This window comes from Brevibacterium spongiae, from assembly GCF_026168515.1.
Classification (GTDB): domain Bacteria; phylum Actinomycetota; class Actinomycetes; order Actinomycetales; family Brevibacteriaceae; genus Brevibacterium; species Brevibacterium spongiae.
In genome coordinates this window covers 575,014-598,264 of sequence record NZ_CP093443.1, presented here as the reverse complement: position 1 = coordinate 598,264, position 23,251 = coordinate 575,014, and the positions used below count along the sequence as shown (strand labels likewise).

General features: G+C 65.8%; 17 protein-coding genes and 1 riboswitch. Of the genes, 9 read left to right on the top strand and 8 right to left on the bottom strand.

The features are described 5' to 3' along the window. Positions 1–58 precede the first annotated feature (58 nt). Positions 59–1,816: an L-aspartate oxidase gene (locus L1F31_RS02685; RefSeq protein WP_265419158.1), complete on the bottom strand. Its 1,758-nt coding sequence runs from the start codon at positions 1,814–1,816 to the stop codon at positions 59–61. Positions 1,817–1,919: 103 nt separating this feature from the next. Here L1F31_RS02685 and L1F31_RS02680 point away from each other — a divergent pair, with 103 nt between their 5' ends. Further along, a complete protein-coding gene (locus L1F31_RS02680) occupies positions 1,920–2,888 on the top strand; it encodes a LysR family transcriptional regulator (protein ID WP_265419157.1) in 969 nt (322 codons plus the stop codon). 7 nt (positions 2,889–2,895) lie between these two features. Here L1F31_RS02680 and L1F31_RS02675 read toward each other — a convergent pair whose 3' ends face one another. Then, on the bottom strand, positions 2,896–3,483 hold the full coding sequence (locus L1F31_RS02675; RefSeq protein ID WP_265419156.1) for a TetR/AcrR family transcriptional regulator: 588 nt from the start codon (positions 3,481–3,483) through the stop codon (positions 2,896–2,898). Between the two features lie 142 nt (positions 3,484–3,625). Here L1F31_RS02675 and L1F31_RS02670 point away from each other — a divergent pair, with 142 nt between their 5' ends. Both L1F31_RS02670 and L1F31_RS02665 read left to right on the top strand, forming a co-directional pair. Next, positions 3,626–4,480, top strand: a complete 855-nt coding sequence (locus L1F31_RS02670; RefSeq protein WP_265419155.1) for an NAD(P)H-binding protein — start codon at positions 3,626–3,628, stop codon at positions 4,478–4,480. A 196-nt stretch (positions 4,481–4,676) separates the two neighbouring features. After that, positions 4,677–5,390: a GOLPH3/VPS74 family protein gene (locus L1F31_RS02665; protein WP_265419154.1), complete on the top strand. Its 714-nt coding sequence runs from the start codon at positions 4,677–4,679 to the stop codon at positions 5,388–5,390. 94 nt (positions 5,391–5,484) lie between these two features. Here L1F31_RS02665 and L1F31_RS02660 read toward each other — a convergent pair whose 3' ends face one another. Then, entirely contained in the window at positions 5,485–6,471 is a 987-nt protein-coding gene (locus L1F31_RS02660) for an LLM class flavin-dependent oxidoreductase (protein WP_265419153.1), read from the bottom strand. 158 nt (positions 6,472–6,629) lie between these two features. On the opposite strand from L1F31_RS02660, the gene L1F31_RS02655 reads away from it, so the two are divergent. After that, positions 6,630–7,841, top strand: a complete 1,212-nt coding sequence (locus L1F31_RS02655; protein ID WP_265419152.1) for a PQQ-dependent sugar dehydrogenase — start codon at positions 6,630–6,632, stop codon at positions 7,839–7,841. A gap of 197 nt (positions 7,842–8,038) precedes the next feature. On the opposite strand, the gene L1F31_RS02650 is transcribed toward L1F31_RS02655, so the two are convergent. Together L1F31_RS02650 and L1F31_RS02645 are read right to left on the bottom strand one after the other, a co-directional pair. Then, complete coding sequence (locus tag L1F31_RS02650) at positions 8,039–8,686, bottom strand: copper resistance CopC family protein (protein WP_265419151.1); 648 nt, start codon at positions 8,684–8,686, stop codon at positions 8,039–8,041. Between the two features lie 64 nt (positions 8,687–8,750). After that, entirely contained in the window at positions 8,751–9,341 is a 591-nt protein-coding gene (locus L1F31_RS02645) for a low molecular weight protein-tyrosine-phosphatase (RefSeq protein WP_265419150.1), read from the bottom strand. Between the two features lie 76 nt (positions 9,342–9,417). On the opposite strand from L1F31_RS02645, the gene L1F31_RS02640 reads away from it, so the two are divergent. Beyond that, complete coding sequence (locus L1F31_RS02640) at positions 9,418–11,388, top strand: M13 family metallopeptidase (RefSeq protein ID WP_265419149.1); 1,971 nt, start codon at positions 9,418–9,420, stop codon at positions 11,386–11,388. An 86-nt stretch (positions 11,389–11,474) separates the two neighbouring features. Here the strand turns inward: L1F31_RS02640 and L1F31_RS02635 are convergent, their stop codons facing one another. After that, positions 11,475–13,121 (bottom strand): DUF1684 domain-containing protein, encoded by a 1,647-nt coding sequence (locus L1F31_RS02635; RefSeq protein WP_265419148.1) that lies wholly within the window; start codon positions 13,119–13,121, stop codon positions 11,475–11,477. Between the two features lie 133 nt (positions 13,122–13,254). Here L1F31_RS02635 and L1F31_RS02630 point away from each other — a divergent pair, with 133 nt between their 5' ends. Both L1F31_RS02630 and thiC read left to right on the top strand, forming a co-directional pair. Then, positions 13,255–14,559 (top strand): M18 family aminopeptidase, encoded by a 1,305-nt coding sequence (locus tag L1F31_RS02630; RefSeq protein ID WP_265419147.1) that lies wholly within the window; start codon positions 13,255–13,257, stop codon positions 14,557–14,559. Between the two features lie 55 nt (positions 14,560–14,614). After that, a riboswitch (TPP riboswitch) is annotated at positions 14,615–14,723 on the top strand. Beyond that, on the top strand, positions 14,719–16,602 hold the full coding sequence (thiC, locus tag L1F31_RS02625) for a phosphomethylpyrimidine synthase ThiC (protein ID WP_265419146.1): 1,884 nt from the start codon (positions 14,719–14,721) through the stop codon (positions 16,600–16,602). It overlaps the preceding riboswitch by 5 nt. Positions 16,603–16,716: 114 nt before the next feature. Here the strand turns inward: thiC and L1F31_RS02620 are convergent, their stop codons facing one another. Both L1F31_RS02620 and L1F31_RS02615 read right to left on the bottom strand, forming a co-directional pair. Next, entirely contained in the window at positions 16,717–17,709 is a 993-nt protein-coding gene (locus tag L1F31_RS02620) for a TAXI family TRAP transporter solute-binding subunit (RefSeq protein ID WP_265419145.1), read from the bottom strand. 16 nt (positions 17,710–17,725) lie between these two features. Then, positions 17,726–19,969 carry a TRAP transporter permease gene (locus tag L1F31_RS02615; RefSeq protein WP_265419144.1) on the bottom strand — a complete coding sequence of 748 codons (2,244 nt, stop codon included), beginning with the start codon at positions 19,967–19,969 and terminating at the stop codon, positions 17,726–17,728. Between the two features lie 261 nt (positions 19,970–20,230). Between L1F31_RS02615 and L1F31_RS02610 the strand changes: the two genes are divergently transcribed. Further along, positions 20,231–21,016, top strand: coding sequence for an amidohydrolase family protein (locus tag L1F31_RS02610; protein ID WP_265419143.1), 786 nt, complete (start codon positions 20,231–20,233; stop codon positions 21,014–21,016). A 28-nt stretch (positions 21,017–21,044) separates the two neighbouring features. Then, positions 21,045–22,847, top strand: a complete 1,803-nt coding sequence (locus tag L1F31_RS02605) for an ABC-ATPase domain-containing protein (RefSeq protein ID WP_265419142.1) — start codon at positions 21,045–21,047, stop codon at positions 22,845–22,847. Positions 22,848–23,251 lie beyond the last annotated feature (404 nt).

Genomic DNA, 23,251 nt, shown 5'->3' with positions numbered 1-23,251 from the left:
CGGCGCCCCAGCAACCCGGCGCGAGGTTGCTGGGGCGCCGTCACGTAGCAACTAGTAGTTATTCGACGAGTTTGCCTTCCTGGCTGATCTCGCCGGTGGGCATGAGGGCCGCGACCTCCTCGGAGACCTCCGGGATCGATTCGCGGACAACTCCGGTGGCAGGCGACCATACGAGGTTGACCTGCAACTCGGGGTCCATCTCCGGATAGTCGCTGCGGTTGTGGCAGCCGCGGGTCTCGCGGCGTTCCAGCGCGCATTCGAGCGTCGCCCGGGCCGCGAGCGCCGAGGACCGCAGGTCGAAGGCGTGGGCGAGGTCGGCGAAGCCCGCGATATCCGGGTGGATGCCGACCGACCCCATCCGCGCCTCGATGTCGGCAAGCTTCTCCAACCCCGCCCGCAGTCCGGCCTCGTCGCGGACGACGCCGGCGTGCTCGGTCATGAGGTTGCGGATCTCGCGCTGCAGGGCACGGACGTTCTCCGTCCCCTCGGAGGCCAGCAGATCAGAGATCTCAGCCCGTGCCTCGGCGACGGCCTCCTGCGACCGCACCTGCGCCTCCAACCCGTCGGAGTACGCGATCGCGGCCCGGCCGACGATGCGGCCGAAGACGAGGAGTTCGATGAGCGAGTTCCCGCCCAGCCGGTTCGCCCCGTGCAGCCCGGACGAGGCCTCGCCGATGGCCCACAGTCCCTCGACGTCGGTGCTGTGATCGACCGGGTCGACCCACACTCCGCCCATCGAGTAGTGCGCAGTCGGGGCGATCTCGATCGGCGAGCGCGTGATGTCGAGCATCTGCGTCTCCATCATCGTCTGGAACACTCGGGGCAGTCGGTTCATGATCGTCTCCCGCGGCAGGTGTGAGACATCGAGCCAGACTCCGCCATTCTCGGTGCCGCGGCCCTCGGCGATCTCGGTATAGGCGGCCAATGCCACCCGGTCGCGGGTGGACAGTTCCATGCGCTGCGGATCGTAGCGTTCCATGAACCTCTCCCCCAGCCCGTTGCGCAGTATCCCGCCCTCACCGCGGGCTGCCTCGGAGACGAGGGTGCCGGCCGCGTTTTCAGGTTCGATGATCCCCGAGGGGTGGAACTGGACGAGTTCGGCGTCGCGCAGGCGGGCCCCGGCCTCGACGGCCAGGCGGAAGGAGTCGCCGGTGTTCTCATCGCGGCGTGACGAGGTGCGTCGCCAGATCCGGTTGTGCCCACCGGCGGCGAGGATGACGGCGTCGGCGTGGATGCGGTACCCGGTGCCGTCGATCGTGTCGAAGCCGTAGGCACCGAAGATGCGCCCGTCGGCGACCAGCAGCTTCGTGATGTAGACGCGGTCGAGGATCGGGATGTTCAGGGCTTCGGCGCGACGAATGAGGGTGCGCTGGATTTCGAGCCCGGTGTAGTCGCCGGCGAAAGCGGTGCGACGCCAGGTGTGGGCGCCGAAGAAGCGCTGAGAGATCCGACCGTCGTCCTCCTTCGCGAAGTCCATTCCATATCGCTCCAGGTCAGCGATGCCTTCGGCGGCGCCTTGGGTGACGATTTCGACGGTGCGGGGGTTGGCGAGGTCATAGGATTCCTTGATCGTGTCGGCTGCGTGCTGCTGCCATGTGTCCCCCGGATCGACCGTGGCCAGGGCCGCGTTGATGCCCCCGGCGGCCAGCGAGGTGTGCGCGTCCTCCTTCGGCCGTTTGCCGACGGCGAGGACATCGGCGCCCGATCCGGCGACCTCGATCGCGGCCCGCAGGCCGGATCCGCCGGTGCCGATGACGAGCACCGAGGTGGAGATGGAGTGTTCTTGGCGGCGGGCTGAGCCCTGTGTGGTGGTCATAGATTCCACTATGGAACCGCCCGCTTCATACGTCCAATGCATTGTTTGAGTCAAGTTGATAGCGATAGACTATTGCCATGTCTGACCTGCACGGAGACCGATCATGAACCTCGAACAGCTGAGAAGCTTCGCCGAGGTGGCCGCCACCGGCCATTTCACGAAGGCCGCCGCGACGCTCCACTTGGCCCAGCCGTCGCTGTCCCGACAGATCTCGACCCTGGAGAAGGAACTCGGGGCCGAACTCTTCCACCGCGCGCACGGCCACATCGCGCTCACCGATGCCGGGCAGACGCTGCTGCCGACGGCGAAGCGGATGCTCGCCGACGCCGAGGCGATCCGCCGTGACATGGATGAGCTCGCCGGGCTTCGCCGCGGCCGGGTCCGGCTGGGTGCGACCCCGACCCTGTGCGTGAGCCTCGTGGCCGAGGCGATCAGCCGGTTCCACACCGCCCACCCGGGCGTCGAACTCGAACTGGTGGAGAAGGGTTCCCGGGAGCTCATCGAGGCTCTGGCCGGCGGCGAACTCGACCTCGCGCTCATCACCCGCACCTTCGAACTCGCCCCGCAGATGCCCAGGCTCAGTCTGCGCCGCCTCCTCGCCGAGGACCTCGTCGTCATCGCCGCCGCCGGCAGTGACCTGCTGAGCGCGAATCGCGCGGAGACGGACAGCGCAGTGCCCAATCAGATCACCCTCGCCGAGGTGGCCGACCTTCCCCAGGTCATGTTCCATCACGGCTACGACCTGAGGGAGGCGACCTCGGCGGCGTTCGAATCAGCGGGGTTGACGCCGAATATCGTCGTCGAAGGGGTGGAGATGGATGCGGCTCTGCGCTTCGTCGAGCGCGGACTCGGCGTCGCGATCGTCCCGGCCATGGTCCTCGTCGACCGCCCCCGGCTGGCCTCGGTGCCATTGGTCGACCCTCGGATGCCGCGCACAGTCAGCCTCGCCACGCGCGCGGACGTGCGGGCGACCAGGGCCGCCTCGGCGATGGAATCGACGATCCTCCACACCGCGCGCACACTGCCCGAGCTCGAACCCGGCCTGGCGGCGCATGTGCGGCTGGTGGGGTGAGAAGTGACTACGCCGGGAGGCAGATCCCGTCGAGGATGAACCGAGTGCGTCGCTCATAGTCCGCGGCGAGCGGCCGTCTCCCGAACTTGAGGGCGAGCGCGTTGTCCACGGTGATCGCCTGAAAATCATCTGGAGTGAATTCTGCGGGCAGAACATTCTCTGCCCGACCCGCTTCGACCAGCTCTCTGTGAAATTCACTGCCGACCCGACAGAGATCCATCAGCGGCTCCGAGTCGGGAAATGTCTGCAGCAGGACGTCGTTGACTGCCGGCAATCGGTATTGGAGCGCCCGGATGGCGCCGATGTAGAACCGGATTCGTTCGCGGATTCCGTCAACCGTCCGCGCTTCCTCGATGGCGGTCGTGAACTCCATCGCCACGACCTCCTCGATGACGGCGTCGATCAGCCCGACCCTCCCGCCGAATCTGTTGAAGATCGTCGCTTTGCTCACCTTCGCCGCTGCCGCGATGCTCTCCAGCGGCACCGTCAGCCCCTCAGCTCGGAACAGGTCGACCGCGGAGGCGCGGATCCGCTCGACGTTGCGACGCGCGTCGGTACGCAAGGTCGATGCCGAATTGGTTCCGGACACACTCATGGTCACTCCTCCACCAGAACTTGACCTCATGTGTCAGTTTATTTCAGAATGGAGTCCTCCGCGAAATTGACTAGCATGGTCAACTTATCTCGAAGCGCATACAATGCGGCCTGCGGAGGCCCTACTCAAAAGGAGCACCATCATGATCGTCGTCACTGGAGCCACCGGGGCGCTCAACGGGCACACCGTCAACCACCTTCTTCGCCACGTCCCGCCCGGAGACATCGGAGTCAGCGTCCGGAGTCCCGAACGCGCGCAGCACCTGGCCGGTCGCGGAGTCCGCGTGAGATATGGAACCTATGACGATGGCAAGGCACTGCGTCACTCCTTCGAGGGAGCCGACCAGGTTCTGCTCGTCTCTTCCAGTGATGTCACCGACGACGTCGTCACGCAGCATCGCACTGCAATCGACGCGGCGGTGGAGGCCGGCGCCTCGCGGATCCTCTACACCAGCGCCCAGGGTTCCGCATTCGACTCTCCTTACCCGCCTCTGGCGATCCACGCCGCCACCGAACAGCACCTGGCCGAATCGGGTGTGGCATGGACGGCCCTGCGCAATGGCTTCTACGGAGACCTCGGGCAGCTGCTCGGCCCGTGGTGGTCAACCGGAACGATCGCCAAGCCCGACGATGGACCTTTCTCTTGGATCGACCGCCGAGATGCCGGTGAGGCGGCTGCCGCGATCCTCATCGGCGATGCCTCGGCAGACGGCCCCATCGATCTCACTCTTCCGGCACCAGTTACGCTCGACGACTTCGCCGCGCGAGCATCCGAGCGCGTCGGTCGTCGTATCGGGCGCGTCGTCATCGAGGACGAGGAATGGGTCGCCGCCGAGACAGCCCGCGGAACACCGGAGACGCTCGCACGATTCACCCTCTCGATGTTTCAAGCCACCCGTACAGGTCATTTCGCACACTCTGACCCCACACTGCAGCGCCTGCTCGGACGCGAGCCCCGCAGCATTGCCGATCAGATCGCAGACCAGCCCGCCGTATGACAACAGCACTCCGCACGTTTCCCGAGCTCGAACCCGACCTCACCGACTTCGTCCGGGTGGTCGAGTGAACGGTCATGGTTGCACCAGTCGTCGTACTTTCACAAGTCCCCGAGTGAACATCCGGTGACCGACCGCCCTTGCGCCTGACCGCCGACTACAGTGAATGTCGACGGATGCCGCCCGACGAAAGGCCACCATGTCCCCGACAGCCGCCCCGGACGACCGCCTCCTCATCGCCGAGGAGGTCATGCTGCTCATGCTCCCCGACGACGGCAAGGTCGGTTCCGCTCTTGAAAACGCCCGGTATCCGCTGACCGGCGCACTCCTCGTCGAGCTCGCCGCCCGCGGGTACGTCGACGTCCGTGAGGAGAGGAAGACGACGTACGTGCGCGCCTCCGGCCACGGCTCGGCGGGACTTCCCGACGACGGGCTGCTCGCCGATGCACTCACCGCGCTCGGGGACAAGGAGCACAAGGTTTCGAGGTTCGTCGAGAACGAATTCCCGAAGATCGCCGAGGCGGTGCTCGAGCGCCTCGCCGACCGCGGAATCGTTGCGAAGGAGACGACGAAATCGCTGTGGGTCTTCACGACCACGCAGTGGCCGCAGAAGGATTCCCGCCCCGAGGAGGCCCTGCGTTCGGACATCACCGACGTCCTCGAGGGGCGGGCCGATCCGGATGAGCGCACGGGCGCGATCATCGCCCTGCTCTCGGCCGCAGGTGTGCTCGGTTCGCTCCGGCCTCCGCTGCCGTGGAACAAGGAGAGCAGGAAACGGGCCGAGGCGATCGCGAGCGCGAACTGGGGCTCGGCGGCAGTGTCCGCGGCCGTCGAATCCGTGACCTACGCGGTCACGGCCGCCGTGACCGCAGTGTTCGTCGCGACGACCGCGACGACGGTCATCAACACCTGAGGGCAGGAAGCTGCACGTTTCGGCAGCACCCCCGGGCTGTCTGCGGTCTCAGAGCGCGGTCGTCTCCGGCCTCAGGACCAGGCTGCCTCCGGCCTCAGAACCAGGCGTCGGCGAGCAGCTTGAGCGACTTACGCTGCACCTCGGGATCATAGGCGTAGGTGACGGTGATGAGCTCGTCGGCACCGGTGCGCTGGACGAACTCGGCCATCTGCGCAGTCGCCGTATCCGGTGAACCGACCGCGCTGATGGACAGCATCGGGCTGGTCCCGCCTCGGGCTGCGATCTCGGCCGGGTCGACCGGGGGCTGCAGATTGCGGCGGCGCCCGGTGCGCATGTCGTTGAACATCTGCTGCACCGAGGTGAACTGGCGGGCCGCCTCGGCGTCGGTGTCGGCGACGATGACGTTGATCCCCGCCATGACGTATGGTTCGTCGATCTGCGCGGTCGGAGCATCGGTGGTGAACGAATCGCGGTACGTCTTGATGGCGATGTCGATCTGGTCAGGCGCGAAGTGCGAGGCCAGGGAGAACGGCAGTCCCAGCTGCCCGGCGATCGAGGCGCCGTTCATCGTCGATCCGAGCACCCAGATGGGCACGTCCATGCCTGCCGAGACCGCGGACTTGATCGGCATGGTGTGCGCCTGCCCGGTCTCGGAGAACCAGCCCTGCATGTCATAGATGTTCTGCGCGAAATCCTGCGGTTCGGCCGAGGACCGGGCCAGCGCCTGCGCGGTCATCCCGTCGGTGCCGGGTGCGCGCCCGAGGCCCAAGTCGATGCGGTCGCCATGGATGTTCGCGAGCGTTCCGTACTGTTCGGCGACCATGAGCGGGGCATGGTTGGGCAGCATCACGCCGCCGGATCCGACCCGGATCTTCTCCGTCACCGAGGCGGCCTGAGAGATGAGCAGGGCCGTGGCGCTGGCAGCCAGGCCCATTGTGTTGTGGTGCTCGGCGAACCACAGGCGCTTGTATCCCAACTCGTCGGCAAGCGTCGCCGAAGTCATCGATTCGGCAATGGCATCTCGCGCGGTCGATCCTTCGCGGATGGAGACGAGGTCGAGGATATTCAACGGAACGGACAAGGCGAAAGGCTCCTTCGGTGGGCGGTCGGCGCGGTCGCAGAATGCAGTCACTGGAGATAACAGTCCGGACAGACGGTTCTATTCCTGGGGTGAGGGCGGATACTCTGAAGGCATCGGGCTCCCCCATATGCATCGGATTCCCCTGCAGAGGAGAGAACATGAGAACCTCACCGAGGCGGCGACCCGGACGGCTTCTCACCGGCGCCGTCATTTCCTTCACTGTCGTGCTCACCGACTGCTCCTCTGATTCGGGCTCCGACGGCACCGAGGGTCGCGACGATGACACGTCAGGGGCCGCCTCGGCGAGCTCGGATGCCGACTCCTCCGGCACCGACTCCGGGACCGACTCCGCTGCTGCAGCACCGGATGCGGATTCCCCCGAGGTCGTCGCCACCGGCCTCGAATCCCCCTGGTCGATCGCCTTCCACGGGCAGACCCCGCTGGTCAGCGAACGCAACTCGGGTCGCATCCTCGAGATCGCCGCAAGTGGGGAGGTCCGTGAGGTCGGTCGGATCGACGAGGCGTCGGCGTCGGGCGAGGCCGGTCTCCACGGTCTCGCCGTCGACGACGAACAGCTCTATGCCTTCTACGCGGCTGAAACGGAGAATCGAATCGTACGGTTCGACCTCCTCGGCGAGCCCGGGGATCTGTCGCTGGGTGGGGCCGAAACGGTCCTCGACGGATTGCCGACCGCGAATTTCCACAACGGCGGGCGGCTGGCGTTCGGGCCCGACGGGATGCTCTATGCCACTCTCGGCGACACGGGCGATCGGGACAGTGCACAGGATGAGAAGGAGCTGTCGGGCAAGATTCTGCGCATGACGCCCGACGGTGAGGTGCCCGAGGACAATCCGTTCGGCGATTCGCTCGTCTTCAGCATGGGTCACCGGAATCCGCAGGGCATCGGGTGGGATGACGAGGGCACGATGTATGCCTCGGAATTCGGGCAGGACACGTGGGATGAGCTCAATGTCATCGAGGCCGCCGGCAATTACGGGTGGCCCGAGGTCGAAGGCATCGCCGAGGATGGCGGTTCCGGCGGTGGCGGTTCCGGGGACGGTGCGGGTTCCGGTTCCGGCGATGGCGAATTCATCGATCCGGTGCAGCAATGGTCACCCGACGAGGCGAGCCCCAGTGGACTGGCCGTCACCGAGGACAGCATCGTCATCGCCGGCCTTCGCGGGCAGCGCCTGCACCAGGTGCCGCTCGATGACTTATCGGAATCCACTGAGCTCTGGGCCGGTGAGCACGGTCGTCTGCGCGATGTGGTCCAGGCGCCCGACAGCTCGCTGCTGGTGCTGACGAACAACACCGACGGCCGTGGAGAACCCGGCCCTGACGATGACCGACTGCTGCGCTTCACCCCCTGACCAGGTGCGCCTCTGACCTGGTGCACCCGGCCTAGTGCTCTCCTGACCCAGTGCTCTCCTGACCCAGTGCTCGTACCGATCACGAGGCTCGCCCTTGAGCAAGCGCCCGACACCCGCCGGACACGACGAAGCCCCGAACGCGCATCGCGTTCGGGGCCTCGTGAAGAAGGCGCTGAGCCGGGTGCTTGAGAACCCGCTCAGTTGTCCTTGGTGCCGGGCAGGCCCTTGGACTTGCGGCGCATGAGGAGGACGACGATGACGATGATGGCCAGTCCGCCCACGGACAGCAGCACGATCATCGGCGTCGACATTCCGGAATCGCTGCCGGTGGACTCACCGATCTCGCCGCGGTCTTCGGTGTCCTTGCCCGGTTCGTCGACGACTCCGCCGCCGAGTCCGGCCTTCGTCGACTCCTCGGACGATTCCTTGACATCTCCGCCGGCGCCCTCGGAGTCCTTGATCGCAAACGAGTAGTCGCCGGAGATCGGGTGACCGTCCTGAGACACCACACGCCAGGTGACCTTGTAGTCACCGGGCTTGAGGTCATCGGGCAGGGCCACGCTGAGCTTCTTACCCTCAACGGTGAGCTCACCGGCAGAGACGTCCTTGCCGTCGACGACGACTGTGACCTCGGAGCCGACCTCTTGGATTTCGGCGGAGAAGTTCATCTCCAGCCATTTGGGCTGCTGGTCGAGTTCGGCACCGTCCTCGGGATTCGACGACACCAGCTGGTCATGCGCACTGGCGGCGGGAGCGAATGCGAACACGCTCATCGCGGCCACCAGCAGGGCGGCGAAGCCCAGCCTGAGAGCGGACCAGTTCTGTCGTGTCATGAGTCGAGTCATGAGAGTTTCTCCTTCGAGGCGTACCTGCGATATCGGTCGAGTCGGCAAGTCTTGTGTTCCAGTATCACTGAGAACGCGGTGACAGCGCACGCAGGCGGTCGGTGATTCCGGGCACGGACACCTCGATTGTCTCAAGAGTTTCTTCGAAATCCTTCAACTCCCCGTACCAGGGGTCCTCGACGTCAGGTGCGGGCGCTCCGTCGAAGCTCGCCGAGGCGGCCGGCCCTTCACCGGCGCCGCCCGCGGTCGCGTCCCCTCCCGCGCTGCTGCCCGCACCGGCGGGGGCAGCGGTCACCCGGGGATCGAATTCGCGCAGCATTCGCAGCTCCGGAGCCGCCTCGGCGGGAAGATCGGCGATCATCCGCTCGAGCGCACGATAGTGGCGGGCGGTCATCGCCACCGCCAAGTCACGGTCGGCGAGCCATTCGGGCGTGATCTGCCGGGCGACATGATCATCGGTGCGGTAGCCGGCGGCGGCGAGCACACGCGCCTGACGTGGGTCGATGGGGTTGCCGGCCTCCTCGTCGCTGATCCCTGCGGAGTCGACGACCGCCTCGGCGCCGTTGCGGGCCAGGTGCTGCTCGAGCACACGTTCGGCGGTGACGGACCGGCAGATGTTTCCGGTGCAGACGAAAACGACGGATGCCATCCTCATGCGTTCCTCCTCATTGCACGACAGGCAGGTGCGCGACGACGGTCGCCCCTGGCACTGATCACGATACTGTTGGGCCATGACTTCTGAAACCTCACAGACCTCGATCAGGCCTCAGGACGACCTCTATCAGCACATCAACGGCGAGTGGATCGACTCGTTCACCATCCCCGACGACCGGGCCGGTGACGGAGCCATGCGAGAGCTCTTCGACACCGCCGAGACCAAGGTCCGCGACATCATCACCTCCGTGACCGACTCTCCGCAGGAGCCCGGATCCGAAGGGCAGAAGGTCGCCGACCTGTTCACCTCGTTCATGGACGTCGACCGCGTCAACGAACTCGGCGTCGCCCCGCTGAACTCGACGTTCGCCGCCATCGACGCCGCCGAGGACAAGTCCGAACTCGCCGCCCTGCTCGCCCGACTCGAGACCGAAGGCATCGGCGGGGTGCTCGGCGGGTACGTCACCGCCGATGCGAAGGACTCCGACGTCTACGCCCTCTACCTCGTCCAGGCCGGCATCTCCCTGCCCGATGAGGACTACTACTTCAACGACGACCACGCCGAGGTGCGCGCGAAGTTCCTCGCCCACGTGCAGAAGATCGCGGCCCTGGCCGGACTCGGTGAGAAGTCCGGGATCTCCGACGCCGAGGTGGCCGCGAAGGTGATGGCGTTCGAAACCGAACTCGCCCGCCACCACTGGGACCGGGTCGCCTGCCGCGACGCGGAGAAGACGTACAACAAGCATTCGATCTCCGAGCTGCGCGACCTCGGCCCCGAATTCGACTTCGACTCCTACCTGGGCATCCTCACCGCCGATGCGACCGACCTGAAGTACCTCGTGGTCTCCCAGCCCTCGTTCGTCACGGGTATGGCGAAGGTGTGGGCGGAGACCGACATCGAGACCATCAAGACGTGGCTGCGCTTCGTCGTCGTCTCCGACACCGCTTCACTGCTCTCGGACGAGTTCGTCGAGGAGAACTTCGACTTCAACTCCCGCACCCTTTCGGGCACCCCTGCCCTGCGGGAACGCTGGAAGCGCGGGGTCGGGCTCGTCGAGTCCCTCCTCGGCGAGGCGGTCGGCAAACTCTACGTCGCCGCCGAATTCCCGCCCGCGGCCAAGGACGCCATCGACCACCTCGTGGGCATGCTCATCAGGGCCTACGACAAGTCGATCCGCGAACTCGACTGGATGAGCGAGGAGACGAAGGATCGCGCCCTGGTCAAGCTCTCGAAGTTCACCCCGAAGGTCGGCTATCCCGAGGTCTGGCGTGAGTACCCGGCGGCGATCGATGCCGCCGACCTCGTCGGGAACGTGCGGCGCTGTGCGCAGGCCGAGCATGTGCGGCAGGTGGGTCGCATCGGCGGGCCCATCGACCGCACCGAATGGCTGATGACCCCGCAGACGGTCAACGCGTACTACCACCCGGTGATGAACGAGATCGTCTTCCCAGCCGCGATCCTCCAGCCCCCGTTCTTCGACGCCGAGGGAGATGTGGCTGCGAACTTCGGAGCGATCGGTGCGGTCATCGGCCACGAGATCGGGCACGGCTTCGACGATCAGGGTTCACGTTATGACGGCGACGGCAACCTCGTCGACTGGTGGACGTCGGCCGATCGTGAGCGCTTCGAGGAGCGCACGAACGCGCTCATCGCCCAGTACGAGGAGCTGGTCCCGGCCGGTCTCGAGGCATCGCAGCATGTCAACGGGGCGCTGACGGTCGGTGAGAACATCGGTGACCTCGGCGGCCTGTCGATCGGGTGGAAGGCGCTCGAACTCGAACTCGGTGAGCGGGCGGGCACTCCCGGAGTGCCAGTGGCCCCGAGCCCGGAGCAGGCGAAGTCGTTCTTCGAGGCGTGGGCGAAGGCGTGGCGGTCGAAGATGCGCACCGAGGAGCGTGTGCGTCGCCTGTCGATCGACCCGCATTCGCCGGAGGAGTTCCGCTGCAACCAGGTCGTGAAGAACATGACCGCCTTCCACGACACCTATGGCGTGGACGAGACCGACGGCATGTACCTCGCCCCGGAATCACGAGTCACCATCTGGTGATTGCTACCTGACGGGCCCCCAGCACCCTGGCGCCAGGGTGTTGGGGGCCCGTCAGGTAGTTCTGGGGGTGCGGGAGCCGCTGGGACTCAGCGGTGGCGGCGGATGAGGGAGACCATCCGGTAGTCGAACTCCTGCCAGCTGCTGATCGGCTTGTCGGCCTCCAGTGACGCCTGGAAGTCCTCGACTTCGGTGCGCTCGGATTCGAGCGGAATGTCGAAGGGCATCTCCACATACAGCAGCCCGCTGGCGTCGGTGTGGACGATGTCGAAACCGGCCTTCTGCGGTTCGAGTTCGTTGTTCATCACGATGAGCAGTCGGTCCTCGGGCGCCGCGTACTCGACGTCGATGCCGTCGGCATAGCCCTGCTGCGAACGCAGCTCCCGCTGCGCCTGGATGACGAACGCCGAGTAGGCGCCGATTCCGATGACCGGGATGCGTGAGGTCAGCGCCTCGGTGGCGACGTCGATGAGCCGCGACCGGGCCTTGCGACCGAGGGGGCTGAGGTCTCCGCCGGACATCGCGACCCCGTCGAATCCGACGAGAGAGACCCGCGCGTCATCGTGATTCGGGTTGAGGATCGTGATGTCGAGACCGAATCGGGAGTACCAGGGACGAGTCACCTCGGCGCTCTCGTCGTCCCACCACACGTAGAACAGGAACGGCACGTTGATGCCGGCTTCCGAGTAGAAGAACGGGGGACGTCGCTCACCTGCGGTGACGTCGAAGGGCACGACGTTTCCCTCGATGGGTGCAGGGCAGGTGGCGAACGAGGTGAACGCGAAGGGGTAGTTGACCGCACGGTTGAAGTCGATGACGAGCGAACCGTCCTGGTTCGGCACCCCGAGGTCGATCGTCCGCCATGCCGCGGTGGTCGATCCGTTCGTCCCGTCGTGGAAGTCCAGCTGCAGTCCCGTGACCGGGCACCCGGTGGCCAGCAGGCTGACCTCGCCGTGCTGCGTTTCGAAGGTGACGGTCCCGGCGGCCTGGGTCTGCAGCTGCAGGTCCTCCTGCGCGGTCTCGATCGTATAGGTCGGGAACGGGTCGAATCGGGTGAAGTGGGCGAGGAAGACGAAGTCCGGATCCGGGTCGAAGACCGGAACCTCGAAGAACTTGCCGAGCAGCGGCGACTTCGAATTGCGCACACGCACACCGAGGCGGCCGCCCCGGTCGATGAGCTCGTAGAGGACGTTGCCCACGGTGAACCAGTTCAGCGATCCCCCGGCGGGCAGTTTCGCGCTGAAGCCGTGGTCCTCGACTCTCACCTGCGGGCGTGGTGCCGGTCCATGGTGAGCATCGGTCGACACATCGCCGTCGCCGCCATCGTTCGCGGCCTGGCTCGTCACTGCCGGCAGAGTCGAGGTGTCGCTGGGCACCGATGGGCTGGTCGCGCGCGTCGCCTCGGCATTGCCCGTACCGGCACCGAATCCGGCACCGAATCCGGCACCGGATCCATTCCCGGCACCGTTCCCGTTCCCGGCCCCGTTCCCGCCTGCCGCGGCCGATCCGCCGCTGAGCAGGTCGAAGGTCTCTGCTGCGGGGCCTGCGTTGATTCCGGAGTCGAGGGAGACGGTGACCCACCCGTCCTCGACAGTGAAGGTTCCCGGGGCGTCGGACCACGTGGATTCGACGTCGAGCCAGTGGAGTCCGACGACGCTGAGCCATCCGAACGGTTTCGCCAGTGCCGAATTTCGTGAATCGCGCCAGGTGTTCCACTCCGTCACGAACTGATTCACGTCGAACACTCCTTGCCGTCGATGCTGCGGTTGCAGGGTCCCTGCCGCCGCTGTCGCCCCAGGCTCGGTGCAACCCGATGTCTGAGACCTCTTCCCTTGTCATCCAAACTACCGCAAAGGATAGGCTGGGGAAATGAATGAATCACTCCCGAGACCGGTTCCTGCCGCGCAGACCGCGGACGACCTCGGCGACTTCGTCAGCGCCTCCCCCAGCTCATACCACGCCGTGGCCACCGCCGCCCAGCGTCTGGAGAAGGCCGGTTTCTCCCGCCTCGATGAGGCGAGCGCGTGGGCGCTGACTCCCGGGACGGGCAATTTCGTCATCCGTGACGGTGCGATCATCGCGTGGATCAATCCCACCACCGCCGAGGCGGCTCCCGGGTTCCGCGTGTTCGGTTCCCACACCGATTCCCCGGCTTTCAAACTCAAACCCGGCCCTGAGTACACCGCGGAGGGGACGCGTCAGGTCGGTGTGGAGATCTACGGTGGTCCGCTGCTGAATTCGTGGCTGGACCGGGAGCTCGCCTTCGCCGGTCGGCTCAGTCTCGCCGACGGCCGGACCGTGCTCGCACAGACCGGGCCGATCGCCCGTATCCCGCAGCTGGCGATTCATCTCGACCGGCAGGTCAATGAGGGTCTGACCTTGGACAAGCAGCGTCACACGGCTCCGGTCATCGGCCTGGCCGAACTCGCCGAGGCAGACATCGTCGAACTGCTCGCCGCCTCCGCCGAGGTGGATCCCGAACAGGTGGCCGGCCACGACGTCTACACCGTTCCTACGCAGGCACCGTCACGGTTCGGTGCCTCCGAGGAGTTCTTCGCCTCGCCGAGGCTGGACAACCTCCTGTCCGTCCACGCCGGAGTCACCGCCTTGGCGAATCTCGACGCCGACGGTCTCGAGGGGATCCCGCTGTTCGCGGCCTTCGATCATGAGGAGATCGGATCGAACTCACGGTCCGGAGCGTGCGGGCCGTTCCTCGCCGATGTCACCGAACGCATCATCGCCTCCCTGCTGCCGAACTCGACGCGCAGCGACTATCTGGCCTCCTTGGCCGCCTCGGTGTGCGTGTCCTCCGATGCCGGGCACGCCGCGCACCCGAACTATCCGGAGCGTCACGACCCGCATGTGCGTCCACACCTCGGCGGCGGTCCGCTGCTCAAACTCAATGCTCAGCAGCGCTACGCCACGGATGCCGTGGGCACAGCAGTGTGGGCGCGAGCATGTGCGGCCGCCGGGGTCGAGTATCAGGACTTCGTGTCGAACAATGCGATGCCCTGCGGGTCGACGATCGGTCCGCTGACCGCCACCCGCCTGGGCATGACCACCGTCGACGTCGGACCGGCACTGTATTCGATGCACTCGGCCCGGGAGATGGTCGCGATCTCCGACGTCGTCGCCCTCGGCGCGGTCGCGAAGACGTTCCTCCAGGGCGACTGACCCGCGCCCCACCTCGGCGAGGTTGTCCCACGCGCTGACCTCGTGATACGAATTGCATGACCCCACGGGAGCCCTCTTCAAGGGCTGAGATCGGACTGAATCGTCCGAGACCGTAGAACCTGATCCGGTTGATACCGGCGTAGGAAGTGAGGACTGCAGATGACTGCATTCACCCCTGAAACACCTGTCCCTGCCACGACTGTGCCCACCGAGCGTGACCTCGGCCCGACCCCCGACGCGAACGAAGCGGCCGCCTCGGTGCGGGGATCCGAGGATCAGTCGGTGCGGAAACCCGAGGACTGGTTCACACTTGAGCAGTACCCGACGCATTCGCCGGACTGGGTCGAGGACGCGGAGCACCAGGTCCGCGTGCCGGTCACCCGCATCGAACTCGACGACACCGACGGCCGAGCGAACGACCCCGTCCACGTCTACCGCACCGTCGGCCCCGGCAGCGTCCCCGAGGAAGGCCTCCCAGCGCTGCGGTTCCCCTGGATCGACTCCCGCCTCGACACCGAAACGTATGCAGCCCGCGGCCACCGCATCGCCGACGACGGACGTGCGGCAGTGCGCAGAGGTGCGCCCTCGCAGCAGTGGAAGGGGCGCAAACCGGTTCCGCGACGAGCCAAGACCGGCCGCACGGTGACCCAGATGCACTACGCCCGGCAGGGCATCATCACCCCCGAGATGCGGTTCGTCGCCCTGCGCGAACAGTGCGATGTCGAACTCGTCCGCGCAGAACTCGCCGCCGGGCGCGCCATCATCCCGAACAACATCAACCACCCCGAATCCGAGCCGATGATCATCGGCAAGGCCTTCCTCGTGAAGATCAACGCGAACATCGGAAATTCCGCGGTCACCAGCTCCATCGCCGAGGAGGTCGACAAGCTGCGATGGGCCGCGAAGTGGGGCGCCGACACCCTCATGGACCTGTCGACCGGCAATGACATCCACACCACCCGGGAGTGGATCATCCGCAATTCGCCGATCCCCATCGGCACCGTCCCGATCTACCAGGCGCTGGAGAAGGTCGACGGTGACGCGAACGCGCTGACCTGGGAGATCTACCGCGACACCGTCATCGAGCAGTGCGAACAGGGTGTGGACTACATGACCGTCCACGCCGGTGTGCTGCTGCGCTACGTCCCCCTCACCGCCAACCGGGTCACCGGGATGGTCTCCCGCGGCGGGTCGATCATGGCCGGCTGGTGTCTGGCCCATCACGAGGAGAACTTCCTCTACACCCACTTCGATGAGCTCTGCGAGATCTTCGCCCGCTACGACGTCGCGTTCTCACTCGGCGACGGACTGCGACCGGGCTCCATCGCCGATGCCAACGATGCCGCCCAGTTCGCGGAACTCGACACTCTCGCCGAACTCACCGAACGCGCCTGGGCCCACGACGTCCAGGTGATGGTCGAAGGGCCCGGGCACATTCCGCTCCACCTCGTGCGGGAGAACGTCGAACGTCAGCAGGAGCTGTGCCACGGCGCACCCTTCTACACCTTGGGTCCGCTGGTCACGGACATCGCACCCGGCTACGACCACATCACCTCGGCGATCGGAGCGACCGAGATCGCCCGCTACGGCACGGCGATGCTCTGCTATGTCACCCCAAAGGAGCACCTCGGTCTGCCCGACCGCGACGACGTCAAGACCGGAGTGATCACGTACAAGATCGCCGCCCACGCCGCCGACGTCGCGAAGGGCCACCCCGGGGCGACGGCCCGCGATGATGCGCTGTCGAAGGCACGGTTCGAGTTCCGGTGGCGGGACCAGTTCGCTCTCGGTCTTGACCCGGAGACCGCCGAGGCGTTCCATGACGAGACGCTGCCGGCGGAACCGGCGAAGACCGCGCACTTCTGTTCGATGTGCGGGCCGAAGTTCTGCTCGATGCGCATCTCCCAAGACATCCGCGACACCTACGGAAGCGCCGAGGCGCAGGCCGCGCTGGCAGGCATGCAGGAGAAGAGCCGCGAGTTCCTCGCCTCCGGCGGGACGGTGTACCTCCCCGAGCCAACTGTCGGCCCCCACGACGGCTGAGCCGCCTGACCCCACGACCCCCAAGACGGCTGAGCCAGCCGACAACCCGACAACGGGCGGCTGAGCGCGCCGGCACCAATGCCGTCAGCGCCTCAGACGCCCGCCGCGGGTGTTCTACTTATTCAGTTCGTCGAGCGCTTTCTGCGAACCCGGATGCAGTGTGATCGGCTTCGGCGGTTCGGCGGTGTCGAGGTTGATCTCCTTCGCCGCCGCATGCACCTTGACCAGGTCGTCCTTCTTGTCGAAGACGAGCTTCGTCAGAGCGCAGGCAGTGCCTTCGTCCATGTCGTTGCGGACCATGAGCACGTTCGGGGTGACGATCGTCTTGATCGCGTCGACGCCTTTGTAGGTGTCGCCGGGAATCTCGGCCACCTCGTAGACGGGGTTGATCTCCTTCATCTTGCCTTCGAGGTCGGAGATGTCGAGGATCTCGACGTCCTTGCCGTTCGAGGTGAACAGGTCGGTGACACCCGCAGTGGGCAGACCGCCGGACCACACCATGCCGTCGATGGATCCGTCCTTCATCCCGTCGACGGTCTTCGACAGGTCGAGGCGCTGTTTGGTCACATCGCCGTCCTTGAGGCCGGCGGATTCGATGAGGCGGTTGGCGATGACCTCGGTGCCGGACTTCGGCGACCCGGTCGAGATCGTCTTGCCCTTGAAGTCCTCAACCGAATCGATCTTCGCGTCCTTGCGCACGACGACGTGGGTGTAGTTGTCGTAGATGCGTGAGAGCGCCGAGATGTCCTCGGCCTCCTTGAAGTCAGCGTTGCCAGAAACCGCATCGGCTGCGGTATCGGCCAAGGAGAACGCGATGTCGAAGTCGCCGCTGGACAGCTGTTGGAGGTTCTGCACGGAGGCGCCGGTCTCCGAGGCGGTCGCCTTGAGATCGGAATTGTCGGAGATCACCTGCGCCAGACCGCCGCCGAGCACGTAGTAGACACCTGTCGAGTTTCCGGTGGCGATGGTGATCTGCCCGGAGGCGGCAGTGCAGCCGTCTCCGCCTTCGGCGGCGGGTTCGGCTTCGCGTTTGCCACCACATGAACTCATCGTCAGCACCGCGGCCAGGGCCGCCGCAGCGATCGTGAACGTCGTTGTTCGCTTCATGGACTTCGTGCCTTTCTCAGTTGGTCCCGGCCGGTGTTCCGGTCGAGGGTGGTTCCGTGGAAGGTCCGTCGCCGGACCCGGCCGCGCCGGTTGCGCTCGTTCCTGGTCCGCCGTTCGCCGAGGCGGCCGTTCCGTCCTCGGTCCCCCTCGCCGAGGCGGTCGCCGGCTTTCGTCGGAGGAGCAGGTGGATGACGACGGCGAGGGCGAGGGCCGCGAAGCCGACCGTCATCGACAGCGGTTGGAGGTAGAGGAGCGCACCGGCGGCGAGGAAGCACAGGACCCGCTCGGGCCATCCGGCACGGCGGATGATCCAACCGCCGGCGCCGGCGGCCAGGGCGGCAACGGCGAAGGCGGAGACGAAGAAGGTCCAGACTGCGCCGACGAATCCTCCCTGCGCCACCAAGGCAGCCCCCTCGGGGGTGAAGGTGAAGGCCAAGGGCACGAGGAACGCAGGGATCGCATACTTACACGCCTGCCACATCGTCGCGATGACGCGGCCTCCTGTGATGGCCGAGGAGGCGACAGCTGCCAGCGCTGTCGGCGGGGAGACCTCGGAGAGGACCGCGTAGTAGAAGATGAACATCGCTGCCGCCGCCTCGGGGACTCCGAGGGTGATGAGGGCGGGTCCGACGATGACCCAGCTGATGATGAACGAGGCGGTCACCGGCACCGCCAGACCGAGCACCGTCACGGCGACAGCGGCGAAGATGCAGGTGAGGATGAGGATGACCGTCGGATCGTCCGAGAACGCCTGCGCTCCCTTGATGAGGATGTCGGAGATGACCTGGCCGAGTCCGGTCTTCGTGATCGTCGAGACGATGATGCCTGCGGCCGCGCACACGCTGGTCACCGGCAGAACGGAGCGGATGCCTGTCGACAGGGCTCCGTAGAAGACGTCCCAGACGGCGCTGAGGATGGTGGCGGGTTCGCTGCGGCGGGCGAGGATGATCTCGATGATCCCGAAGCCGATGCCGACGAGCGTCGCGTAGACGACGGCTTTGAAGGGAGCCATGCCGAGGGCGAGGAAGACGACGATGATGCCCAGGGAGATGAAGTGGTAGAAGCCCTTCTTGAAGATCGGCCATGAGCGCAGGCCCGGGGGCGGGGCGTAGTCGACTTCGATCTTGCGGGAGTCGATTTCGATGGCGAGGAAGATGCCCAGGTAGTAGAGCAGGGTGGGCACGACCGCCCAGAGGAGGACGAGCCCGTAGGAGACGTTGAGCAGCTCGGCGATGATGAACGCCGCAGCGCCGAGCGTCGGCGGGGACAGGATCGCGCCGATGCCGGAAGCGGCGAGCATACCGCCGGCGTTCTCCTTCGGATAGCCGGCCTTCTTGAGCACCGGCCAGGTGACCGCACCGAGCGAGACCGCCGTGGCCGTGCCCGAACCGGAGACCGTGCCGAGGAGGAACCCGGACAGTGCCACCGTGCGCCCGGGTGCCGCTTTCGACTTCTTGAACAGGGAGAAGCTGAGGTCGATGAAGAAGCTCGCCGCTCCCGTCTTGTCGAGCACGGCCCCGTAGATGGTGAACAGCACGATGTAGGTCGCGGCCACGTCGAGCGGGATGCCGTAGAAGCCCGAGGCGTCGTTGTACAGGGCGTTGACGATCTGGTCGAAGTTCTGTCCGGCGTGCGAGCCCGGCCAGTTCACCGGTATGTAGGAGCCGTAGTAGCTGTAGAGGAAGAAGACGATGCAGAAGATCGGCAGGATGAGGCCCGTGGTTCGGCGGGTGGCTTCGAGGATGAGCAGCAGCAGGACTCCGCCCATGATGACGTCGAGGGTCGTCAGCGATCCCTGCCGGTTGAGGAACTCGTTGAATCCGCCGGAGAAGAACGGCAGCACCGGATAGGCGCAGGTGAGGAATGTGATGACGACGAGGACCCAATCGAGGATCGAGGGGTTGTCGTTCTTCGCTCGCTTCGTCCGCGATTTCGCCGAGGCGGCCCCCGCCGCCGCTTCTGCGGCCCGGTCGGCCGCCTCGGCCTTGCGCCCGAATCCTGGGCGGTAGCAGATGAAGACCAACGGCAGCACGAAGGCGAGGAACCACATGAGGTAGAACTGGTTGCCCTGCCGCAGCGGGAAGAACACCTGATTGAGCACGAACAGCGACACGACGAAGCAGACGATGCCGACCCCGAGGTCGAGCCTGCGCGTCAATGTGCGCTGTGGCAGCTCCTCATCGTATTGGGCGATGAGATCGTCGACGTCGGTCTGCGGCACCGGGCCCGTCGGAGCGGCCTCGGCAGTGCGTCCGGACATCCTCGTCCTTTCAACTGTTCGAAAGAGCAGACGCGATCACCGTCGATCAGCGTTGCCCGTTCACATCGATGAGAACTCCCTCACAATATACCGAGGCAATGACACGACCCTCTCGACAGCCTCTGGACTCGACACGCTTGATGGGATCGTTATCCGCAGTGCCGGAGAGTGGGACTTTACGGCTCTGCCCGCGGCACCTCACGTGCGCCGATGCACCTCACGTGCGCGGCTGCACCGTACGAGCTCGGGTAGGTTGATTCCATGACCGAGCCTCAGAAAGCCTTCGACGCGCATCTGCACATCATCGATCCGGATCATCCGCTGATCGAGAACAACGGTTATCTGCCCGACCCGTTCACTGTTGCGGACTATCGGGCACGCCTGCAGAGCCTGCCGGACGTCGGAGTCGCTATCGCAGGCGGTGCCGTCGTGTCCGGGTCGTTCCAGGGCTTCGACCAGGGGTATCTCATTGCGGCTCTGCGCGAGCTCGGCCCGAACTATGTCGGCGTCACCCAGCTGCCGGATGGGACCACCGATGACCAGATCCAACGCCTCGACGAGGCCGGTGTCAAAGCACTGCGGTTCAATATCGCCCGCGGCGGCTCTGCCACCCTCGAGGCTCTCGACGCTTTCGCCCGGCGAGTCCACGACCTTGTCGGATGGCACGCCGAGCTCTACATCGACGCCCGCACCATCGATGCCGACCTCGCCGATCGCATCGCCTCCCTGCCGGCGGTGAGCATCGACCACCTCGGCATGCACGAAGACGGCCTGTCGACTCTGCTGCGACTCGTCGAGCGCGGCGTGAAGGTCAAGGCCACCGGGTTCGGGCGAGTGGAGCTCGACCCCGCCGAGGTGGTCCGTCGCATCGTCGACACCGACCCGAGTGCGCTCATGGTGGGCACGGACCTGCCATCGACTCGGGCCCGTCGGCCCTTCGCCGACACCGACTTCACGAAGATCCGTGACGCCCTCTCCCCCGCCGAGGCGGACGCCGCGTTCTGGTCCAATGCTGCGAAGTTCTACGGCATCGACTCCGACACCTGAGTCCGAGGTACCCAGTAGCATGGGGCCAATGAGTTCACATCAGTCGAATCTCGCCTCCACTCTGCACGGTCTCGACGGTCGCAGCTACGGCAATCTCAAGCAGATCCGCGGCCGCTACGTCTTCGGACCCGTCACTGTGTTCATCGATCGGATCCAAGCCGATCCATTCGCGTCTCCGTCGAAGGTGCGGGTTCGGGTGGACCGGACCGATGCGCAGTTCCCGCCGGAGCTCACCACCGATCGCGCCGACCGGATCGCGGCATCGGACTATCTGCTGCGGGCAGGGAATGCGGTGCTCGAGCGACTCAAACAGCGCACCATCATCCTCGGCCGCCCTGGCCAGGAGATCCTCGAGCGCACGAACATCCTCATCGACGACAAGGGCTTCGAAGCACGGCTGCTCGTCAATCTTCCGGCCCGCGGTCGTCGCGTCCTCGGCCATCAGGCTGCCGACATCCTCACCCGCGATCTGCCCGAGTTCGCCGAAAGACTCTTCCTCTTCGAACAGTGGTCCGATGCGGACGCTCACACCCCAACAGCCCGCAGGCTTGCCGACCACGTGCAGCTGCACAGGGATCAGCTGGAGCTGCGTCGCCACCTCGGCGAGACCGGGCTCATCGGTTTCGTCGGAAACGGTGCGATCCTGCCGCGCTCATCCGGGGACTCGGACCTCCCGATGGATTCGCGGACCGCGATCACCTTCACCTCCCCTCCCGAGCTTGAGCACACGGTGGAGCTCTCGAGCGGACGCCGGCTGACCGGCATGGGCATCCCCCGCGGTGTCACCGTCATCGTCGGCGGCGGATACCACGGAAAGTCGACGATTCTGCGCGCGCTCGAACGCGGCGTCTACCCGCATATCGCCGGTGACGGGCGCGAATGGGTCATCAGCGACCCGACTGCCACCTCCATCCGTGCCGAGGACGGTCGCGCCGTGACCGGCGACGACATCTCAGCGTTCATCAACAACCTACCCTCGGGCACTGACACGAGATCCTTCTCCACGACGAATGCGAGCGGATCGACGTCACAGGCGGCCAACCTCGTCGAAGCGATCGAAGCCGGAGCGCGTACGCTGCTCATCGACGAGGACACCTCGGCAACGAACTTCATGATCCGCGATGAGCGCATGCGTGCCCTCATTCCCGCCGAACGGGAACCGATCACTCCGTTCGTCGACCGCGTCCGCCCACTGCTCACCAGGCAGGGAGTCTCCACTGTGCTCGTCGCCGGCGGATCGAGCGCATTCTTCGAGGTCGCTGATCACGTCATCGCCCTCGACGCCTATTTCCCCCGCGTCGCCACCGAGCAGGCGCACGAACTAGTCGGCATCACCGCCGAGGAACTCTCCCGCGCAGAAAGTCCGCACACCGCCGAAGAAAATGTGGAGCCCACAACCAGCATCAACGCGACCGGAATCGACACGGCCGGCGTCGATGCAGCCGAGACTCACGCCCCAGATTTCTCCGCTCCTCCGCGCATCCCGACGGCCAAGGCCCTGCGACCTGCGTCGAAGACGAAATCGGCACGGGCGAAAGGGTCCGACCGGATCCAGTTCGGCAAGAGCTTCATCGACCTCATCGCCGTCGCTCAGCTCGTCGATACGCAGCAGGCCTCAGGTGTCGCCGAGGCGCTCGAGTATCTCGCGGAGATCTTCGACGGACGCACCGCGCTGACCGCCGCCTTGGCCGAGATCGACGCCATGCTCGATGACCAGGGCATCGACGGACTCACCGGCCACCGCGACCACCCCGGCCACCTGACACGGCCCCGCACACAGGAGATCGCCGCCGCGCTCAACCGTTACCGGGAGCTCTCGCTCTCACGTTGAGCCCAGGCGAAGCGATCCTCGAGAATCGGTGTTCGGGAAATACCCGTATTCCGTCGCCTACGGAATATTGATATTACCCGAACATTCTCCGCGTCTCACCGAAAGCGTGACGACTCAGTCGCGCCACCCGAGCTCTGCAATAAGATCTGCAGCAAGCACCGTCGACGCCGCAGAAACCTCAGCCGGCGAACCGACTCCTGATTCAGCCCGTCCGGCCATAAACGATCCTGTAGCCGAATCCCCGTCGGCAAACAGTCGAGCGAGATGGGTGAGAGCTTCCTCGCTGACCACGCGACTCAGGTCATCAGACAATAGAGTGACAAACGACTGCCGCAGATCAGCCGCGCTCTCGGCCCGCAGAACCCGGTAGATATCGTGCGCATCTTTGTCATTGAGCCGATGGG

Bases quoted from the DNA above. Each gene is read 5' to 3' on its own strand.
- L1F31_RS02610 (WP_265419143.1), top strand. From the start codon at position 20,231: ATGACCGAGCCTCAGAAAGCCTTCGACGCGCATCTGCACATCATCGAT.
- L1F31_RS02615 (WP_265419144.1), bottom strand. From the start codon at position 19,969: ATGTCCGGACGCACTGCCGAGGCCGCTCCGACGGGCCCGGTGCCGCAG.
- L1F31_RS02675 (WP_265419156.1), bottom strand. From the start codon at position 3,483: ATGAGTGTGTCCGGAACCAATTCGGCATCGACCTTGCGTACCGACGCG.
- L1F31_RS02650 (WP_265419151.1), bottom strand. From the start codon at position 8,686: ATGACTCGACTCATGACACGACAGAACTGGTCCGCTCTCAGGCTGGGC.
- thiC (WP_265419146.1), top strand. From the start codon at position 14,719: ATGACTGCATTCACCCCTGAAACACCTGTCCCTGCCACGACTGTGCCC.
- L1F31_RS02685 (WP_265419158.1), bottom strand. From the start codon at position 1,816: ATGACCACCACACAGGGCTCAGCCCGCCGCCAAGAACACTCCATCTCC.
- L1F31_RS02670 (WP_265419155.1), top strand. From the start codon at position 3,626: ATGATCGTCGTCACTGGAGCCACCGGGGCGCTCAACGGGCACACCGTC.
- L1F31_RS02665 (WP_265419154.1), top strand. From the start codon at position 4,677: ATGTCCCCGACAGCCGCCCCGGACGACCGCCTCCTCATCGCCGAGGAG.
- L1F31_RS02655 (WP_265419152.1), top strand. From the start codon at position 6,630: ATGAGAACCTCACCGAGGCGGCGACCCGGACGGCTTCTCACCGGCGCC.
- L1F31_RS02630 (WP_265419147.1), top strand. From the start codon at position 13,255: ATGAATGAATCACTCCCGAGACCGGTTCCTGCCGCGCAGACCGCGGAC.
- L1F31_RS02620 (WP_265419145.1), bottom strand. From the start codon at position 17,709: ATGAAGCGAACAACGACGTTCACGATCGCTGCGGCGGCCCTGGCCGCG.
- L1F31_RS02605 (WP_265419142.1), top strand. From the start codon at position 21,045: ATGAGTTCACATCAGTCGAATCTCGCCTCCACTCTGCACGGTCTCGAC.
- L1F31_RS02640 (WP_265419149.1), top strand. From the start codon at position 9,418: ATGACTTCTGAAACCTCACAGACCTCGATCAGGCCTCAGGACGACCTC.
- L1F31_RS02645 (WP_265419150.1), bottom strand. From the start codon at position 9,341: ATGAGGATGGCATCCGTCGTTTTCGTCTGCACCGGAAACATCTGCCGG.
- L1F31_RS02680 (WP_265419157.1), top strand. From the start codon at position 1,920: ATGAACCTCGAACAGCTGAGAAGCTTCGCCGAGGTGGCCGCCACCGGC.